Below are 21,239 nucleotides of genomic sequence, written 5' to 3' on the forward strand. Positions count from 1 at the left end.
CACTAATCTATCGGGGTGTCAAGGAAGCAATAGCTGATTATGATAACAAAACTTCTTATCCCGGTCAAAACAGCTATGAATGTGAACTGGCGTTGACGGAGAATTATTATTTCGACGCACCGGAATCATTTCCATGGAAAGGGATATTTGAAAATCAAAAAGCTTATTGGGAGACACATGATATAGAGGGTGCGCTGAGCTTGTTTTGGCAAGTTCATGAGTACATAAAAAAGAAGTAGACTACATTTCTATCAGTTAGATGAGGCAAATGAAAAACTAACAACTTCAAGTTTGTCTAGCTAAATAAATATATTATAAGGAGCTATACAGCTCCTTTATTTATAACTATTATTTCCAGTACTAAATGCAATAGTACAATATATTTTGCTTTTACCTCTGAAAATTTGCATTAAGTATTGGAATTTTGCATTTACAAAAAAAGTTACGACTAGGATTTATGGATGACACTGCAGAGCTTCAAAAGCTATATCTAACTGACGCGGTTAAAGGACAGGGGCTTTCATACGAACTAATAGAATTAATAGAAGAGACTGCTTTTAATAAAGGTTATAAAAGAATATACCTTGAGACTCATACTAATTTAAAGGCAGCAATTCATCTTTATGAAAAATGCGGATATAAGCTGATTGAAAAGCCTAAAGAAGTTGTGCATAGCTCAATGAATAGATTCTATTTAAAGGAATTAGCATGAAAACAATTAAACATATTTTTGATGGGGACTTTGGTTGTGAAGAAACAGGTAGCCAAAAGCCCACTGTATCAGTAACACTTGCAGATGAAGCTGGTAATGAATCTTACGTAACGGTTGAAGACGAGTGGCTTACAAATAAGGGATTAGATGTAGGCGATGTTTGGTCGGAGGAATAGTAAAACAAAAAAAGGGATTCTGGTTGAAGGGATCTTTGTTAAATCAAAATAAAACAAGTATTGGATAAATTGCCCATTTATCCGGGTGGTGAAATTTTCTCTAAACAATTAGTGCCAAAGTGTGAACGAGGCATCTGAAAAAATCGAAATAAAAATATGGATAACGCAAGAATTTACAATGCTTTGAGGACTACTTGAAGCATTGTATTTTTTTGTATGGAAACCTGTTGAAATAAATTAGGTTCCAGTGACAAAACTTTCACGAATTTGACGTATGATTAAAGTGATGAAGTATATGGATTACGGTTATGTTTGAGTAGTTATACCGAGGATTTGGTGGAACAAGAATAATTGTTCTAAGGAATTGTATTCTAAAATTGTTCCCTTGATTATTCACATTATGATGATAAGATTCTAAATAAAAAGTATGAGGTGACAAGTATGCTGTTTGTAGATCCACAGTTAGAATGTGAATTTGATTTTGGAAGTACAACGAAAATAGTATTAGAAAATGATACTGAAACACAATTGGCTCATGCTATTGAGAATACCCTTATTAAAATTTCAAATTATAACAAACCTATATTATTAAAACATGGGTTGGAAGAATATAATGTTACAGAATTAGTTATTCCTGAGAAAATATATACGTACAAAGAAATAAGAGACTTAATTCATCGTAATGAAGATGATAGGGTAAAAGGTATATTACGAAAATTAGGTGTAGAGTATGTTGGACCAGATAATGAGTGGCATTATTTGTATTTAAAACTAGAGTATTTTATTTTCTTCATGCATTATTATATTTTTCCAGAGGTTAGATTTTATGATGTATACAAAGAGATCAACAGATCATACGAAAATGCTATCCTTGGAGGTGGTGAGAATGGAAAGTATGGTTTGTTTATCATACAAAATATTATTGATGAAGTAGTATATAATAAAAAGACTCGTAATATGGGGATTGGCGAATTAGATGATTGGACTCTATTTGATTTAGCTATAATGAAGTATGCTCAAAAATTCACGGAATACATTGAAAGATTTGCGGAAATAGATGATATTGATGAAGTATTAGAAAAAGAATTTACGGGTGTCTATTTTGATGACCTGAATGAATTATGGGTAGAAGATGATGACGAAAATAATTATAGCTTGTTAATTGAAATGGCTCTTAGAATGATAAGGGAACTTATCAGCAAAAATTCCAAAAAGAAATATAAGTACAAGGATAATTTATATAAGGATAATCCAATATACAGTTGTATATCCTTTTTTGAAAATTATGATTTGTTATCATTCATAGGCGATAGAAAAGCGTTTATAGAAGATTGTTTGTATAATAATTATCATCGTACGAGTCCGACAGTTCCAGAAGAATGGAAGGAAATGGGGCTATATTTTGAGGATATAAAAGATTTCATATATTCTGAGGAATTCCTTAACTGGTGTTTTGGAACAAAAAGAAGTATGAAAACAAAAAATGATAAAATAAAAGATTATAATATATTGTTTTTGCTAAAAAATGCTTGGGAGGCAGCGGAACGCCTTGATGAAATAGCTGGTTTTATTAATAGAGAAAATATGATTCTGCAAGAAGATGAAAAGGGGAAATATATTACAGCTGAGGTTGTTGCAGTGTTTGCTTGGTCTCTATTTGAACTTAATGAGAATGATATCTATATATCAAAGAATATCAATATAGAAAATAGACGACAAACTATTTTAAATAGACAGAGAAAGTTAAATCGAGAGATTGCTGCGTATAATCGAACAGATACATGGCGAGGTAGTGAAAATATGCCATTATCAATGTTTGAGCCGCTAATACTAAAAGCTGCATTCAATGCATTTGGAGGAGAAGAAAAGAATTTTATATTCTTTTGGCTTAAAATACATAACTTGTTACTGATAGAATTACTAGAATATGCTAGTCACTATAATGTAATTGAACGTGCTGTTCGCGTAAGTGCTATTTGTAGGCAAATTGAAGAAATAATAAATAGATATACATAAAAATGTACTTCATTTGAAGTGCATTTTTTTTTGTTTTTTTCGCGCCGACAAAAAGTGAACAAGGTTATATCATACAAACAAGAAACAGATAAACGCAGTACAAGGAGGTAAGAATGAGTAAGGATTGGCCTTATAGTCGATTAACCAAAATGGCAAAAAAGAATGGAGGACCTGACGAGTTAATAAACAAGGTTGCAAGGAAAAATCTAGAGAAAGGTATCAAGGTTGGCATGAAAAAAGGTTTTGAAGAAGGCGCTATGTCAAGAAATAAAGATGTTGCAATAGTTGGAGCAGCAGGTGGCGCAGTTGCTGTAATTGCATCAGTTGTCACTTTCTTTGTTACTAGAAAGAAGACTCGTGAAAAAGTCGAAGAAGAGTATGAAAGCGACTACGATGAAACAGACGAGGCAGAAGAGGCCGAAGAAGAACTTTTAAGACAGTATGAAGAACTTCAACGTGAGCATGATGAACTATTGGGACAACTAAGAGAGGTAATAGAAGAGGAGCAGGCTTTACTGTAGAAGAGTTTGTATAAAGGAGGCGGATATATTATGAAGCAGGGGTCAGTGCCAGTTGCGGTTGCAGCTAAGGTTTATGGAAAAGACCCAGCGTGGATAAGGGCAGGTATTGTAAGTGGTTGGCTTCCTATAGGAAGGGCAACAAGGGCTGGAAAGGTAATAACTTCATTAGATGAGATGGATTCCAAATTAGGACGTATTAATTATTATATTTCCCCTCAGAAATTGTATGAAGATACAGGATATGAGTGGAATGGTGAAAGGTAAGAAAGGAGTATATTGTGATTTGTTCAGATTGTGGTAAAGACTTCAATTATGAAATTGAGGAAGAAAAGTTTACGAGTGAGAATAGTTCTTTATCATACAAAAATTTTGATAGGGATTATTGTGCAGCTTGCGCATTAAAAGTGGCAGAAAATCCTGGTTATGGTGATTACCATGAAGAATGCGAAGAATGTGGCAAGCGATTTGACTTGGCAGAAGAAAGGGATACGTATAAAAAATACATAATAAAAGCGGATGATAGATTAGAGCATCAATGGTGGAATACAAGAAAAATACTGTGTGGTTCCTGCGCTATCGGTTTTGAGATGTAAGAAAGTGAGGTATTTTATGAGTTTATTACATAGGACAAAAGAATATAAGGGATATGGAAAGCAGAACTATTATCATAATGAATACATGGATGAAGGAGACAGAGTAGTTAAGTACAAATGCCATGATTACAAGTCATTTGATGGGAAAGAGAATACTTGGCATAGTGATCGTTCTGCTGTTGAGTCTTGGGATAAGAAGGATTCATCAATGCCAGATTGGTTAAGAAACAAACTGTAAAATTAAATACTTATAACGTTAACGTGGCATCTATGATTTACTCTATGCAGATAAAGTCTAATATGAACCTCCTTTCGACTTTATATACTGCTCCTTTCTGATTGTGATGTGTAGAGTGAATCATAGATGTCACGTTATAAAAAAATAAAGAACTAAGCAGAGGTGTGACAGCCTCTGTTTTTTTGTATTTTCATGTATTTTTTATTTTCTTTCTATTTGTGCAAAATATGATAAATACGGCATTTATCAGCATTTTATATCCTAAATCACAATACAGACTCCCAATACACACTTATCTATACAAAGAAAAATAATCGTGCTATATATGGATTATCAAATAGCATTGGAGGTAATAATATGGATGCAAAGAAAGCTTGGGAGAATGTAATTCTTCACGAGGGTGAAACATTTAAAACTGTCAGTGGTCTAGAGTTTACATACACAATGAGTAGAGAAAAGAATAGTTTTAAGACGAGTAGAACAAATTACAGTTTAGGTAAAACAAATTTCGAGAAAGCTTGTGCTTTGATGCCAGCAGAAAATACAAAATTTCTATCGGATAATGGTGTGCGAGGACAAGCATATGTATTTGCACTTTTAACAGACCCACGAATAGTTTAGAAAGGAGGTAATTATGGTTGATTGGAATAATGACGGTCAAATCGGTATGGATGACCTTATTCTGACTGAAATCATATTAGAAGATGAAGAAGAGGACGAAGACCATAAAGGTGGTGGGAATAAGCCTAATGGAAGTTGTTTATCGAGCTTCTTATTGTTAATGATTCTTCCTATTGCATTGATGCTTATTATTTTTATCTAAGAGACTATAATAAGGCAGATGAAAAATCAGCCAAGGATTGCAATTTTTAACAGGATTGATTAATATACAATGATTTAGATTTATAGCTAAATGGGCGGCTTGGGATTCGAAAGGAGAAATCATAATATGTATCATTACGTAGAGGATAAGGTGTTTCTACACGAATCCTATAGTATTTGTGCGGATTTAGTTAATCAACTTGTCCAGCATTTAAAGCACTATGACATAGAATCAAGAATGACTTTGGTTGGAAGTGGTAAACGTAATATGGTCACGCAAAATGGAAATGAGCCGATTGATTATGATTTTAATCTCATCTTAGAGCAAGTTCCAAACTTTAATGATTGCCGCTATATTAAAGAAACAGTAATGGATGCGTTTAACGAAGTCCTTGATTGGAATAGACTAGATGATTGTCGAGATTCAAAATCGGTTATAACAACTCAAAAGATTCATTTAAGAAAAGGCAATAGAACAGAATTTAGCATTGATATATGTATAGTCCGTATTGATCAATATGGATATTGGCATAGGCTTATTCATGATAAAACAGGATGTGTTCAGTTAGATAGATACTTTTGGAATCAAGGACCTAGCGCTAATGATATTCATAAGAAAGAGTTGTACATAAAATCAGTGCCAGGACTTTGGCAAGAAGTTAGGAGAAAATATTTAGAAAAGAAGAATGGGTATTTAAGAACGCAGAACTATTTTCATCCCTCTTTTAATTGCTATATTGAAGCGATAAACGAAGTATATGCTAAAGAAAATGCACCTAGAAACATGGGCTTTAGGAGTATTTGGTAAGTAGCATAAAAGAATAGCTTTTTTGTTTTTGGTTTATGGGTGTCCCTATTATGGGGCACCTATTTTGTTACTATACTTATAGTGGTAAAACTTTATGCCATATTATCAAGGCTATATTATCAACTGTAGAAAAATAAATCGCAAGAACGTGCTAAAAAATATCAAAAACTAATGAATGATATATATGAGTATGTTAAAATGTTATGTGTAACTTTTTAATGCTTAGACGAGGTTTATTTATGAAGATAAGTTATAAAAAACTATGGATTAAATTAGCTGAAAATGAGATGAGTAAGCAGGATTTCAGAGAGAAGCTCGATATTGCAACAGGAACGATGACTAAATTGAACAAGGGACAGGAAGTATCAATGTCTGTTATTTTGCGTATTTGTGATTACTTGGATTGTAACATCGGCGATATCTGTGATGCAGTAAGAGAATAATTATATGGATGGTAAATAGATGATAGAGAGATTTTGTCCTAAGTGCAAAGTGCCTATGAATGGCGAAAAATGCACTAATCCTAAGTGTGGACATATGACAGAAATGTCTTCGACTATATATTGGTGTGATGATTGCAATATACCAGTTTATTTTGACACTTGTCCTATTTGTGGAAAGAAGGCTAAGTATATTGCTACTGATATCAGACCTGTCTTTCCAGAAGAGAACTTATTGATTTCTTTGATAGTAAAGGATGACCCTTTTGCTTTTCAAGAGAACTCGGTTTGGTTTGGAAGTAATAGTTATATTATAGATGGTAAAAAAATAAAGTTTTCAGTTGCAAGTGAAAACAATAGACCGATTGAAGAAGTAAAGGCTCTCAAAGATAGATATGATGAAAATGCGGGAGCTATTACATACGAATACTTTGATAAATATAAAGATGCTTTTATAAGGGCGAATACTGATAGATATAATTATATTACTGAAGAGGCAATTAATTATGTTCAACAGTATAGAGATAAATATGACATTGAGGATATGATGGTATCTTTCAGTGGCGGTAAGGACTCTACAGTTACTTCACATATTGTAAACACTGCACTTGGCACAAACAAAGTGCTTCATGTGTTTGGTGATACAACATTAGAGTTCCCATATACATTGGAATATAAAAAACGATTCAATAAGAATGAGGAATCTCAAGGCGTTAGAATTCTAACTGCAAAGAATAGAGAAAAGAATTTTGAAGACTTATGTGATGTAGTTGGACCTCCAAGTAGAGTTATGCGATGGTGCTGTACAGTATTTAAAACGGGAGCCATTCAAAAGACTATATCATCAGCATTTAAGGATAAAACTAAAATCCTAAGTTTTCAGGGTATTAGACACAGCGAATCGGCTAGCAGAAGCAAATATGAAAGAGAGAGTGATAGCCCAAAAATCACAAAGCAACGAGTGGTTTCGCCTATCATAGAGTGGATTGATTTTGATGTTTGGCTTTATATTCTGACTACTGGAATAGACTTTAATGAAGCCTATAGATTAGGCTGGACAAGGGTAGGCTGTTGGTGCTGCCCTAACAATGGTGGATGGTCGGAATTTTTAGCTAAAGTACATATGTATGACCAATATGTTCATTGGCATGACCTTTTAGTTAACTTTGCAAAGACCATTGGAAAACCAGATCCAGAGGAATATGTTAACGAAGGTGGTTGGAAGGCTAGACAAGGCGGAAATGGTTTGGCTGCGGCACAGACTTCGATTGTTTCATTTGAACCATGTGCAACAGAGGAGAATGCTTTTAATTATGAATTGCAGAAGCCAATTACAGACGAGTTTTATGAGCTCTTTAAGCCATTTGGTTATTTAAATAAGGAGTTGGGAAATAAAAGGCTTGGAGAGGTTTATGTACTTAATAAAGCCGGAAAAGTAGTTCTTGTTTTGCAAGGCAGAAAAGGCGGTACAAAACTTAAAGTAATTATTAAGGATATTCATATTGCTGGCGCAAAAACACTTGCTGTAGCAGAGGGAAAGATTCAGTGTCAATTAACTAAATATCAAATGTGTTTGGGATGTAAAGCTTGTGAAAGTGTATGTAAGCACGATGCTATAAGCGTAAAAGATGATGGCACGGGTAATATCTCATATACAATTAATGATGATAGATGTGTGAGATGTACAGAGTGCGTTGGTCATTTTAATGCAGGATGTTACATGAGAAAAGTACTAGGAATTAAGAGGACGTAATATGGCAACCAATTCAAAAGTTAAAATTAGACTGCAAGGACATGAAAAGTTTCCATTGAGAGAAGGATGGTTAAGCAAAGGTCTTTTGCGTGTACAGGATAATCCTAAAGTTTTTCAGGGAAAAGAAGGACCAGACGTATTTGGAATCGGTAATAATATGGTTAAGTCTTTAAGATATTGGCTTAAGGCGTTTAATCTAATTACTGAGAGTCCTAACAATGGAGCAACGTTATCTAGACTGGGAGAAATAATATGTGAATATGATCCTTATATCGAAGATGATTTTACAGTATGGATTCTTCATTCGCAGATAGCAAGAAATCTTTATGAAGCCACTTCATGGTATATGTTCTTTAATCGATGTGAGATTGAAGAACTGAGTAAAGAGACTATAGAAAAGATTTTACTTAGAGAAATCAGAAAATATGCTTTAGATCAAACTTTTTCAGAGAAATCAGTGAAAGCTGATTTAGATGTAATATTAAGTATGTATGGAAAGAAGAAGGGAATAGTGGATCCAGAAGATAATTCTATTTCGCCTTTTTCACGCCTTAAACTTTTAAAAAACATTGATGGTTCTTATTCAAAGAGTCAGCCTGATAGAAATTCAATAAATGAATGGGTTGTTCTGTATGAACTATCTAAAAAGATGGATGGAAAAGACAGCATATCTATTGAACAAATATTGAACGATGAGTGTGGATTAAATAAGATTTATCAATTGAATGCAGTAGTTTCTAGCGAATTATTAGACTGTTTAGATGCACTTGGATATATAAGAGTTGATAGAACAGCTGGGTTAGATATGATTTATAAAACGAAAGACTTTAATGCTGAAAAAGTTCTTTTAGAATATTATGAAAATCAAAGGTAGAATAAATGAATAATAAAACGCTTAAAGATTATATACAAGTGAATAGTAGTTTTAAGACTGCTGTAAATCTATATTTGAGCCTTAATAAAACGGAGAAAGTTTTAAGTTATATTCCAACGAAAGCTTCGTCTGTTTTTCTTAAGGACTACATAAAGTCTGTAATTAATAACAAAGAACAGGCTTCTCTTTTGGTTGGACCTTATGGAAAAGGAAAATCCCATCTTTTGTTAGTTCTTTTAGCTATACTTTCATTGGAGAGAAATGAAAAGAATCAAGAAGTTATTCAAGAACTATGTGAAAAGTTTGAGGTAATTGATGATGGAGATTCTTTGAGTGAAGACATTAAGTATGTTTGGAATAACAAGAGATTCTTGCCAGTAATAATTAATAATACATCAGGAGACTTAAACCAAGCATTTCTTACTGCACTTCATGACGCATTAAAGCGAGAGGGATTAGAAAAGCTTTCGCCAGACACTTATTTCTCGCTTGCTTTTGAGAGAATAAATTCATGGAAGAAGGATTATCCTGAGACTTTTAGTCAGTTTGTTAGTGAGTTAAAGCGAAATGCAATAGATCCCGTGAAATTTGTGGCTGATTTAAAGCGTTATTCGAAGAATGCATTAAATACATTTATAGAGATATACCCTAAGGTTACTGCGGGAAGTGTATTTAATCCGTTAGCCGCATCAGACGTTCTTCCTTTATATAAAAGTGTCAGTGAAAAACTTGTTGAAGAGTACGAATATAGCGGTATTTATATAGTTTTTGATGAGTTTAGTAAATTCATAGAAGGATTAGACAGGAAAAATGTCGGTAATGATATGAAACTAATCCAGGATATGTGTGAGTTGGCAAATGATTCTTCAAATTCTCAAATCCATTTTACGATGGTTACACACAAAAGTATCAAAGAGTACGGAAAATATCTTTCAATTGAATTGATAAATGCCTTTACTGGAATTGAAGGTAGAATTATAGAGAAATTCTTTGTTACATCATCCAAGAATAATTATGAGCTTATTAAGCATGCAATTATTAAAGATGAGTCTATTTATACAGAGAAAAAGATAAAGAAATATTTAGATTCAAATAAACTGGATAAGTATTATCAGTTGCCAATATTTGGAAGTAATTTTAAGAAAGAAGACTTTGACGAGATAGTATTAAAAGGCTGCTATCCATTGAATCCTGTCGCAACATATCTATTGCTTAACGTAAGTGAGAAGGTTGCACAAAATGAGAGAACTCTTTTCACTTTTATATCAAACGATGAACCTAACAGTATGGCTAGGTTTATTTCTGAGCACGAAAATGATGCACCTTGGATTTTGGGAGCAGATGCAATTTATGATTATTTTAGTGGACTGTTCAAAAAAGAAGTATCTAATGAGTTAGTTCATAGCATTTGGCTAAGTGCTGAAGCTGCTATAAACAAGTGCGTAAATGATGAGGAAAGAAGAGTTGTTAAGGCAATTGCTATTATTCAGGTGGTAAACAAATCTGAAGAAATAATAGCATCAGAAAATAGTATATTCTTGTCTTTAAATGATGAAGAACTTGGTGAAACGATAGAGGAACTTGTAAAAAGACAAGTTATCTATAAGAAGGGTGCTTCTGGCGCCTATGTCTTTAAGACTAAGGCGGGAACTGAATTAAGAGCAGAAATAAGACGTCAAAAAGAAATAAAGGGCGATAATATTAATTATGGCCAGGCATTAGAATTGATTACAGATAGACATTTTGTAATTCCACGACGTTTTAATTCTATTCATTATATGACAAGGTACTTTTCTCATGAATACCTTAGTGTAGATGCTTTCCTTACAGTTTCTGATATAAATACTTTATTGAATGATAGGGCTGATGGAAAAGTAATTACGTTATATTCTTTTGAAGGAATTAATCAGACACAAATTAAAGAACATATTCAGAAATTAAATTGCGATAGGCTAGTAGTTGTAGTTCCAAAGCACAAGCTTTCCGTTCAAAAAGAGATAAAGGAATTTGCAATTTTACAAAGCATACGCGATGATAGAGTCTTTTTATCAGAAAATGAAGCAATTCACAGAGAGATTCCTCTTTTAGAGGAGGATATCACTTTGGTTGTCGAAGAAGAACTTGAAAAAGAGTATGATGCAACCAATGCTTTAGTGTTCTACTACGAAGGCATCAAACTAAAGAAACTAGGTGGATGTAAAGAGGAATGTGCCGTTAATGCTTGTTGTGAATCGGTATATTCAAAAACACCAAAAATAAACAATGAAATAATAAATCGTTCTGTTATTGCAACTGCACAAACAAAAAAAGCCCGCGCAACAATTATTGATGAGATTATTAAAGGAGCTGGTGTAGTAAGTGCTGATTTTTATGCAGGAACAAACCAAGAAGCAACTATATATAGGTCATTATTCTGTAATACTGGATTAGTGGATGGTATTGCAGATAGCAATTTGTTTGAGATTTTAGAGATTCTAGATAAGTATGTTGACGAGTGTGTAGATAATAAACAAAGCTTCAAACCAGTAATCGACAAAATTACATCAGCACCATATGGTATGAGAATGGGAGTTGTCCCAATTTATTTATCATATATTCTGGCTCGCAGAAGAGAGGATATAGTTGTTTATTATGCAGACCACGAAGTACAGATTTCAGCAGATATAATTGTTAATATGTGCGAAAAGGCTGATGACTATTCGTTGTTTGTATCAAAGGAAGACCATCTTAAAGAGAAGTATATAAGGAAGCTGAACGAACTGTTCTCTGTATCTGAGACACGTAATCTTACAGAAAACCGTATAAAGAACATTGTAATTTGTATGCAGAGATGGTTTAGATCATTGCCATTAGTTACAAGGAATGTTGCTAATATAAAGGCATACACAGATTCTACCTTGGCTTCGAATATGAAGAAGTTACAACGAAATCTTCAGAAGGTTGAGTTCAATTCATATGAAATATTGTTTTCAACTTTACCAAAAGAGTTTGATACTAAATCATATGAGAAAACATACAAGATAATAGAAGACTGTAAAAATTCATATGACGCTTATCTTGAGTGGATGATGAATGAAATCATTAATGTAACATACGAAATTTATGGCGGTAAGCGAAAGCTAGATTTATACCATTTATTAAAGGAATGGTATGAGAAACAGTCAGGAACATCAAAACAGGGCTTATTGGATGGTCGTGTTACTAATTATATGTCATGCCTTGAAAAGCTCAACGTTTATGATGATTTAGAGGTAGCTAAAAAGGTAGCGAAAGCCGTAACTGATGTTTATGTGGACAATTGGACAGATGATACTTTTGAAGAATATAAAACATCGTTATTAGAACTGAAGAATCAAATCGAGAGCGTAAAAGAAGCAAGTAGCACGGAACAAATGAAGCTTTCATTCATGGGTTCAAAGGGTAATTTGATTGAAAAGTATTATGAGCCTGTTGATGAAAGTACAGGTTCTATTCTTAGAAATATTCTGGAAGATACGCTTGAAGAATTTGATGATATGAGTGTTAATGACCGAGTTGGAATACTATTAGAGATGATAGAAAAGGTAATAGGCTAGAATATGATTTATTTAGACAATGCTGCAACAACTTTTCCTAAGCCTGAGGAAGTATATCAGGCTATGGATAAAGCAAATCGTGAATTATCAATAAATGCAGGCAGAGGTTCATATAGGTTGGCAAGAGAAGCTAGTAAGTTGATTTCAGATACGAAACAACAGCTGCGAGATATCGTTTATGCTGATATATCCGCATCCGTAGTTTTTGCTCCATCAATAACTATTGCCTTGAATCAAGTAATTCAAGGATTAGAGCTTAATCGTGGAGACGTTGTTTATGTGTCGCCATATGAACATAATGCTGTTGCCAGAACTATTCATTTGGTTGAAAAACAGAAAGGTATTGTTATTAAGTTTTTGCCATTGAATGAGCAAACGCTTGAGGTTGACTTAGACAGAATGAGATATGAGTTTGCCAAAGATAAACCTAGAGCCGTGATTTGTATACATGTAAGCAATGTTACAGGTTATATTTTACCGGTGAAAGAGATATTTGAGGCTGCTAAGGAATACGAAGCGATTACTGTATTAGATACAGCGCAGTCACTTGGATTAATACCTGTAGACTCTAAATCCATTGATGCAGATATTATTTCTTTTGCAGGACATAAAACATTATATGGACCATTCGGTATTGGAGGATTTATTAACGTAACAGGAATTTCACTAAATGAGTGTATAGTTGGGGGTACAGGTAGCGATTCTCTGAATTTAGATATGCCTGCGGGAAGCGAAGCAAAATATGAATCTGCCAGCAAAAATATTGTTGCTATTGCCGGTTTAAATGCTGCCTTGAAAAAAATAGATCAATCAATGCTCCTAAAAAAAGAACAGGAATTAACAGATTATCTTATCAAAGGATTAGAAAAACTCGATGGAATAAAGCTGTATCTTCCTACATCAAGTGAAAAGCATGTAGGGATAGTATCTTTTAATCTAGAAGGTTATTCCGCAGAAGATTTGGGAACAATTCTAGATGAAGATTTTGATATAGCTGTTAGGACGGGATATCATTGTGCACCTTGGATTCATGAATATTTAAAAGATAGTTCTAGTTTGGGAACTGTACGAATAGGATTAGGGCAATTTAATAATATTTCCGATATAGATAATCTTATAAATGCACTAGAAGATTTATAAATAGGGGTTTTACATGAATTTTAAAGACTTAGTTCTTCAACAGGAATACAATTCTCTTGAAGAAGATGTAATTAGAGATTTTTTCATTCCAACCTTATCGTGTTCCAATAAATATGATAGAGCTGCGGGCTTCTTTTCTTCATCAGGGCTCGCAAAACAAACACAGGGAATATGTGAGTTCGTAAAAAATGGAGGAAAAATAAGGTTAATCGCATCACCGCAACTATCTGAAGAAGATATAAAAGCTATAGATGAAGGTTATAAACTTCGTGATGAGGTTGTGAGAAACGTACTATTAAGGTCTCTAAAAGAGCCCGTAGATGAAATGGAGAGTCAGCGATTAAATTTGCTGTCGAACCTTATCGCTACGGATATTCTTGATATTAAAATAGCTGTTTTAAAAACTGAAAGCGGTATATTTCATGACAAATTTGGAGTTATGACGGACGCCGATGGTGATGAAGTTGCATTTAGAGGCTCGATGAACGAGAGTGAGAATGCATATTATCATAATTATGAGACTATAGATGTATATACTTCATGGAAAGAATATGACAGAGTAGAGTCCAAAAAAGAAGCTTTTGAAAAGCTGTGGAACGGTGAAGATAATACAGTAGAGACTTTATATTTTCCAGATGTAAAAAATGAAATAATTAGTACATATAGAAAAAATACATCTATAGATACTGAATTAGACAACAAGCAATTTGGTAAAATTAGAAGACCTAGTAATGTGAAGGAATGGTATGTAAGCATTCCTAGCCGCGTAAAAATCAGAGAATATCAGTCGGAAGCTATTGATAAATGGGAAACAAATTCATTCCGAGGTATCTATGACATGGCTACTGGTACAGGAAAGACCTATACCGCACTTGCCAGCCTTGAGCGTTTTGAAAAGAGAAAAGGTGATATTTTTGCCATTGTCGTTTGTCCATATATACATTTAGTAGATCAGTGGGCGGAAGATGTTGAAGATTGGGGAATGAGCCCTATTGTATGCCACTCTCAGAGCGAAGAAAAAGATTGGCGTAAACGCTTGCTAAATGCTTATAGAAGATATCGGTCTACTCATAAGTCCTGTATATGTTTGGTAACAAATGACACATTTGTAAGTGCTGAATTCCAAGAAATAGTTACGAATATATCATCAGATATGAACGCAGTACTAGTTGTTGATGAGGCACATAACTTTGGAGCTAGCAAAATATCCTTAATTCTTCCACACAATATTCCATACAGATTAGGTTTATCTGCTACAGTGGAACGATTTGGAGATCCAGAAGGAACAAAAGCAATCCTTCAATATTTTGGAGAGAAATGTATTCACTATCCTTTAGAAAAAGCAATTCAAGAAAATGCTTTGGTTCAATATGAGTATTATCCAATAGTTGTTTCATTATCTAAGGAAGAACTTCAGGAATATGAAAAATTAACAAAGCAGATAATAAAATGTATTACTGAAGAAAACGGTAAAAAGAAAATCTCTGATACTGGTCAAATGCTTTTATTTAAAAGAACTAGATTGGTTGCGGGAGCTGAAGAGAAAGTAAGTGTTTTAGCTGAAAAAATGGAACCGTATAAAGAAGAAAAACATATTCTTGTTTATTGTGGTGCCACTAAGGGATTTGAAAGATATAAGGGCGAAAAAGAACGTCAAATAGATGTGGTAGAGCGAATGATTGGAAATGAACTGCATATGTCTACACATAGATTTACTGCTGAAGAAGATAACAAAACTAGACGTTTGATAAAGGAAGGTTTTGCAGATGGAGATTACCAAGTCGTGACCGCTATAAAATGTTTAGACGAAGGTGTAAATATCCCTAATATACATACAGCTTTTATTCTTGCAAGTAGTAGAAATCCAAAAGAATTTATACAACGACGAGGAAGAGTTCTCAGACCTTCTGATGGAAAAGAAAGAGCTGTTATATACGATTTTGTTACACTTCCAAGACCATTAAATGAAGTCCGTTTTGGCGACATAGATTCTGACAAGGCTTTAGTTGTTGGAGAATTGGCTAGGATTTATGAATTTGGTAGGTTTTCAGTAAATTCTTCTAATGCGATTGAATTGATAGAAGAAATAAAGAGTACCTATAACCTTAATATTTTAAATGAGGAATTAGAATTTAACATGGAGGTCGAGTATGGCGAAGGTTGATATCGATAGTGATTTAGAGCTTGAGCTTTTTAAGGGAATTAGAATTCTAGAGGGCGAAAACTTAAAAACAAAGAAATATGATGATAGAAAGATGGTCACAATCATCATGAATTACATTAAGAAATTAGTGGATGACAAGGAGGGGGACTCCGATGAAGTTTAAGAAGCTTACCATTAATAACTTTATGCGTTTCAAAGGCGAACAAGTTATTGAGTTTAGTTGTTTACCTGACAAAAATGTAACTGTAGTGCTAGGTGATAATACTGTAGGAAAAACCACTTGTGCACAAGCCATCAGATGGGTTTTGTACGGCGATTTGATTTCAACTCAATACGCAGATACTAAAAAAATTACCATCTTAAATACAGATGTCCTCAGTGATATGACTGCAAATGATTATGCAGATGTATCCGTTGAGCTACTTATTGAAGCAGAGGTAAACGGAGTAAACAACGATTATCGAATAATTCGTAAGGGTACTTTTGTGCGAAAATTTCCTCAACTAAAAGCAGAACAAAGAAGTGAGTCTCTTAAAATGTATGTAAAAGATTATACTACTGGCAGTGAGACTCCATTTGATAATACTGGTGCTGATAAAGGAAAAGTAGATGAACTTATTAGTGAGTTACTTCCTAAAGATTTATCTAATTATTTCCTGTTTGATGGTGAGCGCTGGAGTGACCCAGACAATACTAAAAATGATATAAAAGATTCAATATATACTTTGGTTGGTATTAGCCCTATTCGTCAAATGAAGGAACACCTTGGTGAATACGGTACCAATGGAAGAAGTTCTGTAATCAAAACATTAAGATCTAAGAAAACGGGAAATGGAGGAGAGTATGATACTTTAACCAAAAATGTTGAAGATTTATACTCTCGCATTGAACAGCAAAAGAAAAATATAGAAGATGCAAATATTAATGCCGATTACTATAAGAAAAAGGCTGAGGAAATCCAAGCTTTTTTGGATGAAAATCCAAACGTTGAATCCGATCAAAGGGAATGTAAACACTTGGAATCTGTTATATCTACCACAAATGACCGCTTAAAGAGTTATTCTAAAGATGTTGTTAGTCAGTTTAGTAATTCGCATCGTTATTTTGCGGCGCCATTATTGCAAGATATCGTTGAAATGCTTGATGGGGTAGAGCTAGAAGGAATAGATTTACCAGGTGTAACAGATAAGACTATAGACACCATTCTTAGCAACCATAAATGCTTGTGTGGACACGAGGTACATGAAAATTCATTTGAAGAAAAAGAGTTATTAAAACTAAAGAGACTTGTTCCACCAGCAGTGATAGGTACAATTGTAGGCAATTTTAAAGATAAGCTAAATCAGTGGAGCTCAAATAGTGCTGATTTATATGATGATATTAAAGAAAAAGCAGATGCCTATCAAAATGATTATTACACCTTAGAAGATACAGAAGAAGAACTTGCTAAGATGGAGAAGAAAATTGATAGAAAAATCAATTTTGCAAGTGAACGACAAAAAATGAATAGCTTTAAGTCTCAAGAGAATACTGAGCGAAGTAAAGCTGCTCAAGCAAAAGGTATAATTGAATCATTAGAGAGCTCGATAAAAACAAAGGAGGCTCAGATTGCCAGCCTTGAAGATAGAAACAAGGCAAATGCAAGAATAGATCGATATATTGCGTATGCTGAGTCTTTATATAAAACTGCATGTGAAATATATGATACAAAGGAGAAGGCTGTCCTCGGAGATTTGAACGCTATTATAGAAAAGAACTTCCGAGAAATGTTTAACGAGCAAGAAAAGTTTGCAAAATTAGACGAGAATTACAATTTACATCTGTATTATAAATCATTGCGAGAAGGCGTTAGTTATACCAATATGGAAGCAACTGGTCTATCTGAGGGCGAAAAGGTTGCTAGAAATTTTGCATTCATCGTTAGTATTTTGGAACTTGCTAACAATAGCAAGGATGAAGGAGAAGATGCTCAAAGAATGCCATTGGTATTAGACGGTCCATTTTCTAAACTTAGTGATGTTAACACTTCTAAAGTTGCAGGTGTACTACCTAGCGTAGCTAATCAAGTTATTATATTTATGCTGGATAAGGATTGGGAACCAAGTGGATTAGAGGAATACACTGACCCACGATTTAAGTATCGCGTATCAAAAAGCATTGATGAAAATTCATCAACCATTGAAAGGCAGGTGTAATCCGATGGCTAATTATGAGTATTTTAGAAGAGGTGTAGTCTTAACTGGAAAGCATGCAATGTTTGTAGATGACATGTGGCAACAAAATGATATTCAGAATTCATTCTTTAAGCGCTTAGTTGATTTATATACAATAGCTCCTGTTATTGGTCTTAGAATGAAGAGAAAAGTTGCTGCAGATACTTCTACTGATAATAAAAGAACTGTACAGCTTGAGCAGATTATGACTCGACGAGAAGATTTGTTGACCATTATGAATTTAGTTCTTTTACTTGATGATGACAATAATCTTTCAGTAGAGGAAAAAGTAGATAGAACATTTCGCGGTCCAGAAAACGAAGAGCAATTCCACGAATATGAAGAGTTATTTGAAGCATATTGCAGAGGTGGAATAGAAATTCTTCATGAACAATTAATTGATAGACCATTAACTATAGAGGATGCATATTCTGACAGAAAAATTGGTAATATTATGGCTTTGTTAGATAATCCTTTAGTTCCAGATATGGTTTAAATGATTTTTATAAGAAAAGGGCAAGAGATTGCCCTTTTTTTAGAATTATAGGAGCATTGTATGTCACACAGTGAAGAGTATTATTCCCAATTACTAAATAAAGTAAATCAAACACACCCAATAGCAGGCTTTGAAACTAATAAGTATAATTTAGATGTAGCGTGTTTCTTGGCAGAAGTAAATGATACCAGTGCCTATCTTTATAAAAATTGCTCAAATATCGATGAATTCGGAAATCTTTATTTTGGATTAAAGCACACACAAGTAGGTGAACGTATAAGAATTGCACAAAGTTTTGGTCAAAGGCAAAATGATGGTTCTTATGTCATTCCAAATATGGAATATCTGGCAAGATATACCATTACAAACTTAGGAGAGATACGAAAGCTCCCGGGCTTTAACGGTAATATCGAGGATATGGAAAACATATATAATGTGTCTCCATCGAACTCTAGTAAAGAATTACGAGAAAAATTAAAGGCTGCACGTAGAGAGTTACATCCAAACGCTGCTAAAATTAAGGAAAACACAGAAAAGTTTGAAGCCCTTGAGCTGAGTATAAAAGAAGATACTCTGAATGCTTTTAAGCTCGCCTGTGCCAATGAAGGAGAACATTATATTCATGTTTTAAAGGATTTTATTAATGACTATATCAATAATCATCTCTAGGAAAGAGTTTTGATATGATGGTTTTATTTTTTGGAGGAATTAGTTAATGAAAGATGATGTAATACCTTTAGAATATCATCCAGGTATATTTGATAAGTATAAAAACAATACGAATCTAGATGACTGGTGCGATGGCTTTCCTGATGTTATGTGTGGATTAGGATTTGATATGGATGCGGGAGAATCTTTTTTAGCATTTAAAGAAAGCTGTGGGCTCCATATTAAACCAGCTAACAATAGACGCAATGAATATAGAAATATTCTATATTTACTTGAACATGCTGAAAGACAAATCATAGGAAATTATTTGTTTTCGGAATGGAGATATTTTACGCATTGGTCATTAGGTGGCTACGATGAGTATGATTCAGATTTATGTATCAGAATTCTTAATCTACTTGAAAGTACTTATATTGAAAAGGAATGAGGACTAATAAATGCTCATTTTAACATTTGAATAAAATGATTTTAAAATACTGTCAGTTTAACTTGAAATATAGTTATTCTGACAGTATTATTTTTATATAATTAAACTATAGTTATTTTGATACTTTGTGAGTACATAGAAAAAAGAATTTATATTGTTGCGAGTAAATAATTCACCTATAATAGAATCGACATTAGGAAAGGAGGAATTGCCTATGTACAATACCTCAAAATCCCTCCAGGAGATGGAGGCCTAATCTCGATTCGTGGGTTGAAGCGAAGCTTGCCCACTCTTATATATTAGCTGCTGAGAATTAAATCTCGGCAGCATTTTTTCAAAGAGCGTGGCATGGAAGAAGAGGGAGTAATCTTTGGAAAAAGTTCTGATAAGAAGTAGAGGGGCAAATTTTATCAAACAGGGGAAAACACATGAAAAATCAGTATTTATGTGATATTGGGGATTACGGAAAATATTCATTACTACGAGCATTTACAGATGCTGGTATATCTGTGGGAATAAATTGGTATCATACAGAAGATGATGATACTAATGACGGAAAATTTAAAACATATCTAAGCAAAGATGAATATAGGGGATATGACCCTTTAATTTTTGATGAATTACGGAAGCTAAATGAAAAGCGAAAAGTAATCATAGATGATATTCAACAATCTAAAATTTTTTCTAATACCTCGTTCTATTCAGAACTACTTGCTCCAGTGGGAACACCTAAAGAACGTGCTTACCAGCGCGAAGAATGGTTTAAAAATAGTATACATGCACTTAGGGATAGTGACCTTATTTTTCTAGACCCAGATAATGGTCTTTTGATAAGTGATAATAGTGGTGTAAAGAACGCTCATAAATATGCCCTGCCTTCGGAGGTAAAAGCATATTATTGTATGGGGCATAATGTTGTTTATTATTGTCATAGAGGGAGAAGAAACGATATCCAATGGAATGCCTACGTGACAGAAATGATGAATCACATTTATTATGCCTATCCAATAGTTATTACATTTCATAAAGGCACACAGCGCTCATTCGTTTTTTGGATTCATCGGAAAGATTACAAAAGGACTCGTAGTATTATAGATACGGTTCTAGAGCAATGGAATGGCTTGTATACAGATGAGGATATTGATGAAGATACAAGACGTGTCGCTATTCCGGAAATGAATTATTACTCAGGTATTTTTGATGAGTTCAAAAATAATTCTAATCTGGATGACTGGTGCGATAAATTTCCAGATGTAATGTGGAAGTTGGGGTTTGATATGGATAGCAACGAATCGTTTGCAGTATTCAAGAAGTATTGTGGAATAGAGCTAGAGGTTCCCAAAACAAGGCGAGATGAATATAGAAATATATTGTATCTTTTAGAGCATGCTAACAGGCATATAATTGGGAATTACCTTTTTTCTGAATGGCGCTATCTCACGCATTGGTCGATGTGTGGATTCGATAAATACGATTCTGATTTCTGCCAGAGGATTATTAAGTTGCTGGAGAAAACATACAAAGAAGAAGGAGAGCATAAGTAAAATGAACGAAAAGATGTATTCAGTCAAAGAGGCTGTATGGCTGGCAGCAGCTTTACAT

The 21,239-nt window shown here is 33.8% G+C and carries 23 protein-coding genes; all 23 read left to right on the forward strand.

Annotated features, from left to right (window positions below; translation table 11 throughout):
- On the forward strand, window positions 1-239 hold a 239-nt coding region (locus tag BUA88_RS16405), incomplete at its 5' end, for a hypothetical protein (protein ID WP_207649574.1).
- Between the two features lie 218 nt (window positions 240-457).
- On the forward strand, window positions 458-712 hold the full coding sequence (locus BUA88_RS13450; RefSeq protein WP_083572533.1) for a GNAT family N-acetyltransferase: 255 nt from the start codon (window positions 458-460) through the stop codon (window positions 710-712).
- A complete protein-coding gene (locus BUA88_RS13455; RefSeq protein WP_072918917.1) occupies window positions 709-888 on the forward strand; it encodes a hypothetical protein in 180 nt (59 codons plus the stop codon). The genes BUA88_RS13450 and BUA88_RS13455 overlap by 4 nt, the downstream gene beginning before the upstream one ends.
- 441 nt (window positions 889-1,329) lie before the next feature.
- A complete protein-coding gene (locus tag BUA88_RS13460; protein WP_072918919.1) occupies window positions 1,330-2,904 on the forward strand; it encodes a hypothetical protein in 1,575 nt (524 codons plus the stop codon).
- Between the two features lie 113 nt (window positions 2,905-3,017).
- On the forward strand, window positions 3,018-3,425 hold the full coding sequence (locus BUA88_RS13465) for a hypothetical protein (RefSeq protein WP_072918921.1): 408 nt from the start codon (window positions 3,018-3,020) through the stop codon (window positions 3,423-3,425).
- A gap of 30 nt (window positions 3,426-3,455) precedes the next feature.
- Window positions 3,456-3,689: a hypothetical protein gene (locus BUA88_RS13470; RefSeq protein ID WP_072918923.1), complete on the forward strand. Its 234-nt coding sequence runs from the start codon at window positions 3,456-3,458 to the stop codon at window positions 3,687-3,689.
- A gap of 14 nt (window positions 3,690-3,703) precedes the next feature.
- Entirely contained in the window at window positions 3,704-4,018 is a 315-nt protein-coding gene (locus tag BUA88_RS13475) for a hypothetical protein (RefSeq protein ID WP_072918925.1), read from the forward strand.
- A 16-nt stretch (window positions 4,019-4,034) separates the two neighbouring features.
- Window positions 4,035-4,256: a hypothetical protein gene (locus BUA88_RS13480; protein WP_072918927.1), complete on the forward strand. Its 222-nt coding sequence runs from the start codon at window positions 4,035-4,037 to the stop codon at window positions 4,254-4,256.
- A gap of 357 nt (window positions 4,257-4,613) precedes the next feature.
- Window positions 4,614-4,877 carry a hypothetical protein gene (locus tag BUA88_RS13485; RefSeq protein ID WP_072918928.1) on the forward strand — a complete coding sequence of 88 codons (264 nt, stop codon included), beginning with the start codon at window positions 4,614-4,616 and terminating at the stop codon, window positions 4,875-4,877.
- 13 nt (window positions 4,878-4,890) lie between these two features.
- Window positions 4,891-5,079, forward strand: a complete 189-nt coding sequence (locus BUA88_RS13490; RefSeq protein WP_072918930.1) for a hypothetical protein — start codon at window positions 4,891-4,893, stop codon at window positions 5,077-5,079.
- A gap of 126 nt (window positions 5,080-5,205) precedes the next feature.
- The gene (locus BUA88_RS13495; RefSeq protein WP_072918932.1) at window positions 5,206-5,886 is read left to right on the forward strand and encodes a hypothetical protein; all 681 of its coding nucleotides are present in this window, start codon (window positions 5,206-5,208) and stop codon (window positions 5,884-5,886) included.
- A gap of 239 nt (window positions 5,887-6,125) precedes the next feature.
- Window positions 6,126-6,329, forward strand: a complete 204-nt coding sequence (locus BUA88_RS13500) for a helix-turn-helix domain-containing protein (protein WP_072918934.1) — start codon at window positions 6,126-6,128, stop codon at window positions 6,327-6,329.
- 19 nt (window positions 6,330-6,348) lie between these two features.
- Window positions 6,349-8,079, forward strand: a complete 1,731-nt coding sequence (locus BUA88_RS13505) for a phosphoadenosine phosphosulfate reductase domain-containing protein (RefSeq protein WP_242939625.1) — start codon at window positions 6,349-6,351, stop codon at window positions 8,077-8,079.
- A gap of 1 nt (window position 8,080) precedes the next feature.
- Window positions 8,081-8,953, forward strand: coding sequence for a DUF4007 family protein (locus BUA88_RS13510; protein ID WP_072918936.1), 873 nt, complete (start codon window positions 8,081-8,083; stop codon window positions 8,951-8,953).
- 5 nt (window positions 8,954-8,958) lie between these two features.
- Window positions 8,959-12,528 carry a hypothetical protein gene (locus BUA88_RS13515; protein WP_072918938.1) on the forward strand — a complete coding sequence of 1,190 codons (3,570 nt, stop codon included), beginning with the start codon at window positions 8,959-8,961 and terminating at the stop codon, window positions 12,526-12,528.
- Between the two features lie 3 nt (window positions 12,529-12,531).
- On the forward strand, window positions 12,532-13,668 hold the full coding sequence (locus BUA88_RS13520) for an aminotransferase class V-fold PLP-dependent enzyme (protein WP_072918940.1): 1,137 nt from the start codon (window positions 12,532-12,534) through the stop codon (window positions 13,666-13,668).
- A 13-nt stretch (window positions 13,669-13,681) separates the two neighbouring features.
- The gene (locus tag BUA88_RS13525; RefSeq protein WP_072918942.1) at window positions 13,682-15,832 is read left to right on the forward strand and encodes a DEAD/DEAH box helicase family protein; all 2,151 of its coding nucleotides are present in this window, start codon (window positions 13,682-13,684) and stop codon (window positions 15,830-15,832) included.
- Window positions 15,819-15,995 (forward strand): hypothetical protein, encoded by a 177-nt coding sequence (locus BUA88_RS16200; RefSeq protein ID WP_159430901.1) that lies wholly within the window; start codon window positions 15,819-15,821, stop codon window positions 15,993-15,995. Before BUA88_RS13525 ends, BUA88_RS16200 begins: the two co-directional genes overlap by 14 nt.
- Window positions 15,985-18,027 (forward strand): AAA family ATPase, encoded by a 2,043-nt coding sequence (locus tag BUA88_RS13530; protein WP_072918944.1) that lies wholly within the window; start codon window positions 15,985-15,987, stop codon window positions 18,025-18,027. Before BUA88_RS16200 ends, BUA88_RS13530 begins: the two co-directional genes overlap by 11 nt.
- Window positions 18,028-18,031: 4 nt before the next feature.
- Window positions 18,032-18,541, forward strand: coding sequence for a hypothetical protein (locus BUA88_RS13535; RefSeq protein WP_072918946.1), 510 nt, complete (start codon window positions 18,032-18,034; stop codon window positions 18,539-18,541).
- A 60-nt stretch (window positions 18,542-18,601) separates the two neighbouring features.
- Window positions 18,602-19,210, forward strand: coding sequence for a hypothetical protein (locus BUA88_RS13540; RefSeq protein ID WP_072918948.1), 609 nt, complete (start codon window positions 18,602-18,604; stop codon window positions 19,208-19,210).
- Between the two features lie 46 nt (window positions 19,211-19,256).
- Window positions 19,257-19,637, forward strand: a complete 381-nt coding sequence (locus tag BUA88_RS13545) for a hypothetical protein (RefSeq protein WP_072918950.1) — start codon at window positions 19,257-19,259, stop codon at window positions 19,635-19,637.
- A 428-nt stretch (window positions 19,638-20,065) separates the two neighbouring features.
- On the forward strand, window positions 20,066-21,181 hold the full coding sequence (locus BUA88_RS13550; RefSeq protein ID WP_072918951.1) for a hypothetical protein: 1,116 nt from the start codon (window positions 20,066-20,068) through the stop codon (window positions 21,179-21,181).
- Window positions 21,182-21,239: the final 58 nt, after the last annotated feature.

The sequence above is a fragment of the Pseudobutyrivibrio xylanivorans DSM 14809 genome (genome assembly GCF_900141825.1).
GTDB classification, from domain to species: domain Bacteria; phylum Bacillota; class Clostridia; order Lachnospirales; family Lachnospiraceae; genus Pseudobutyrivibrio; species Pseudobutyrivibrio xylanivorans.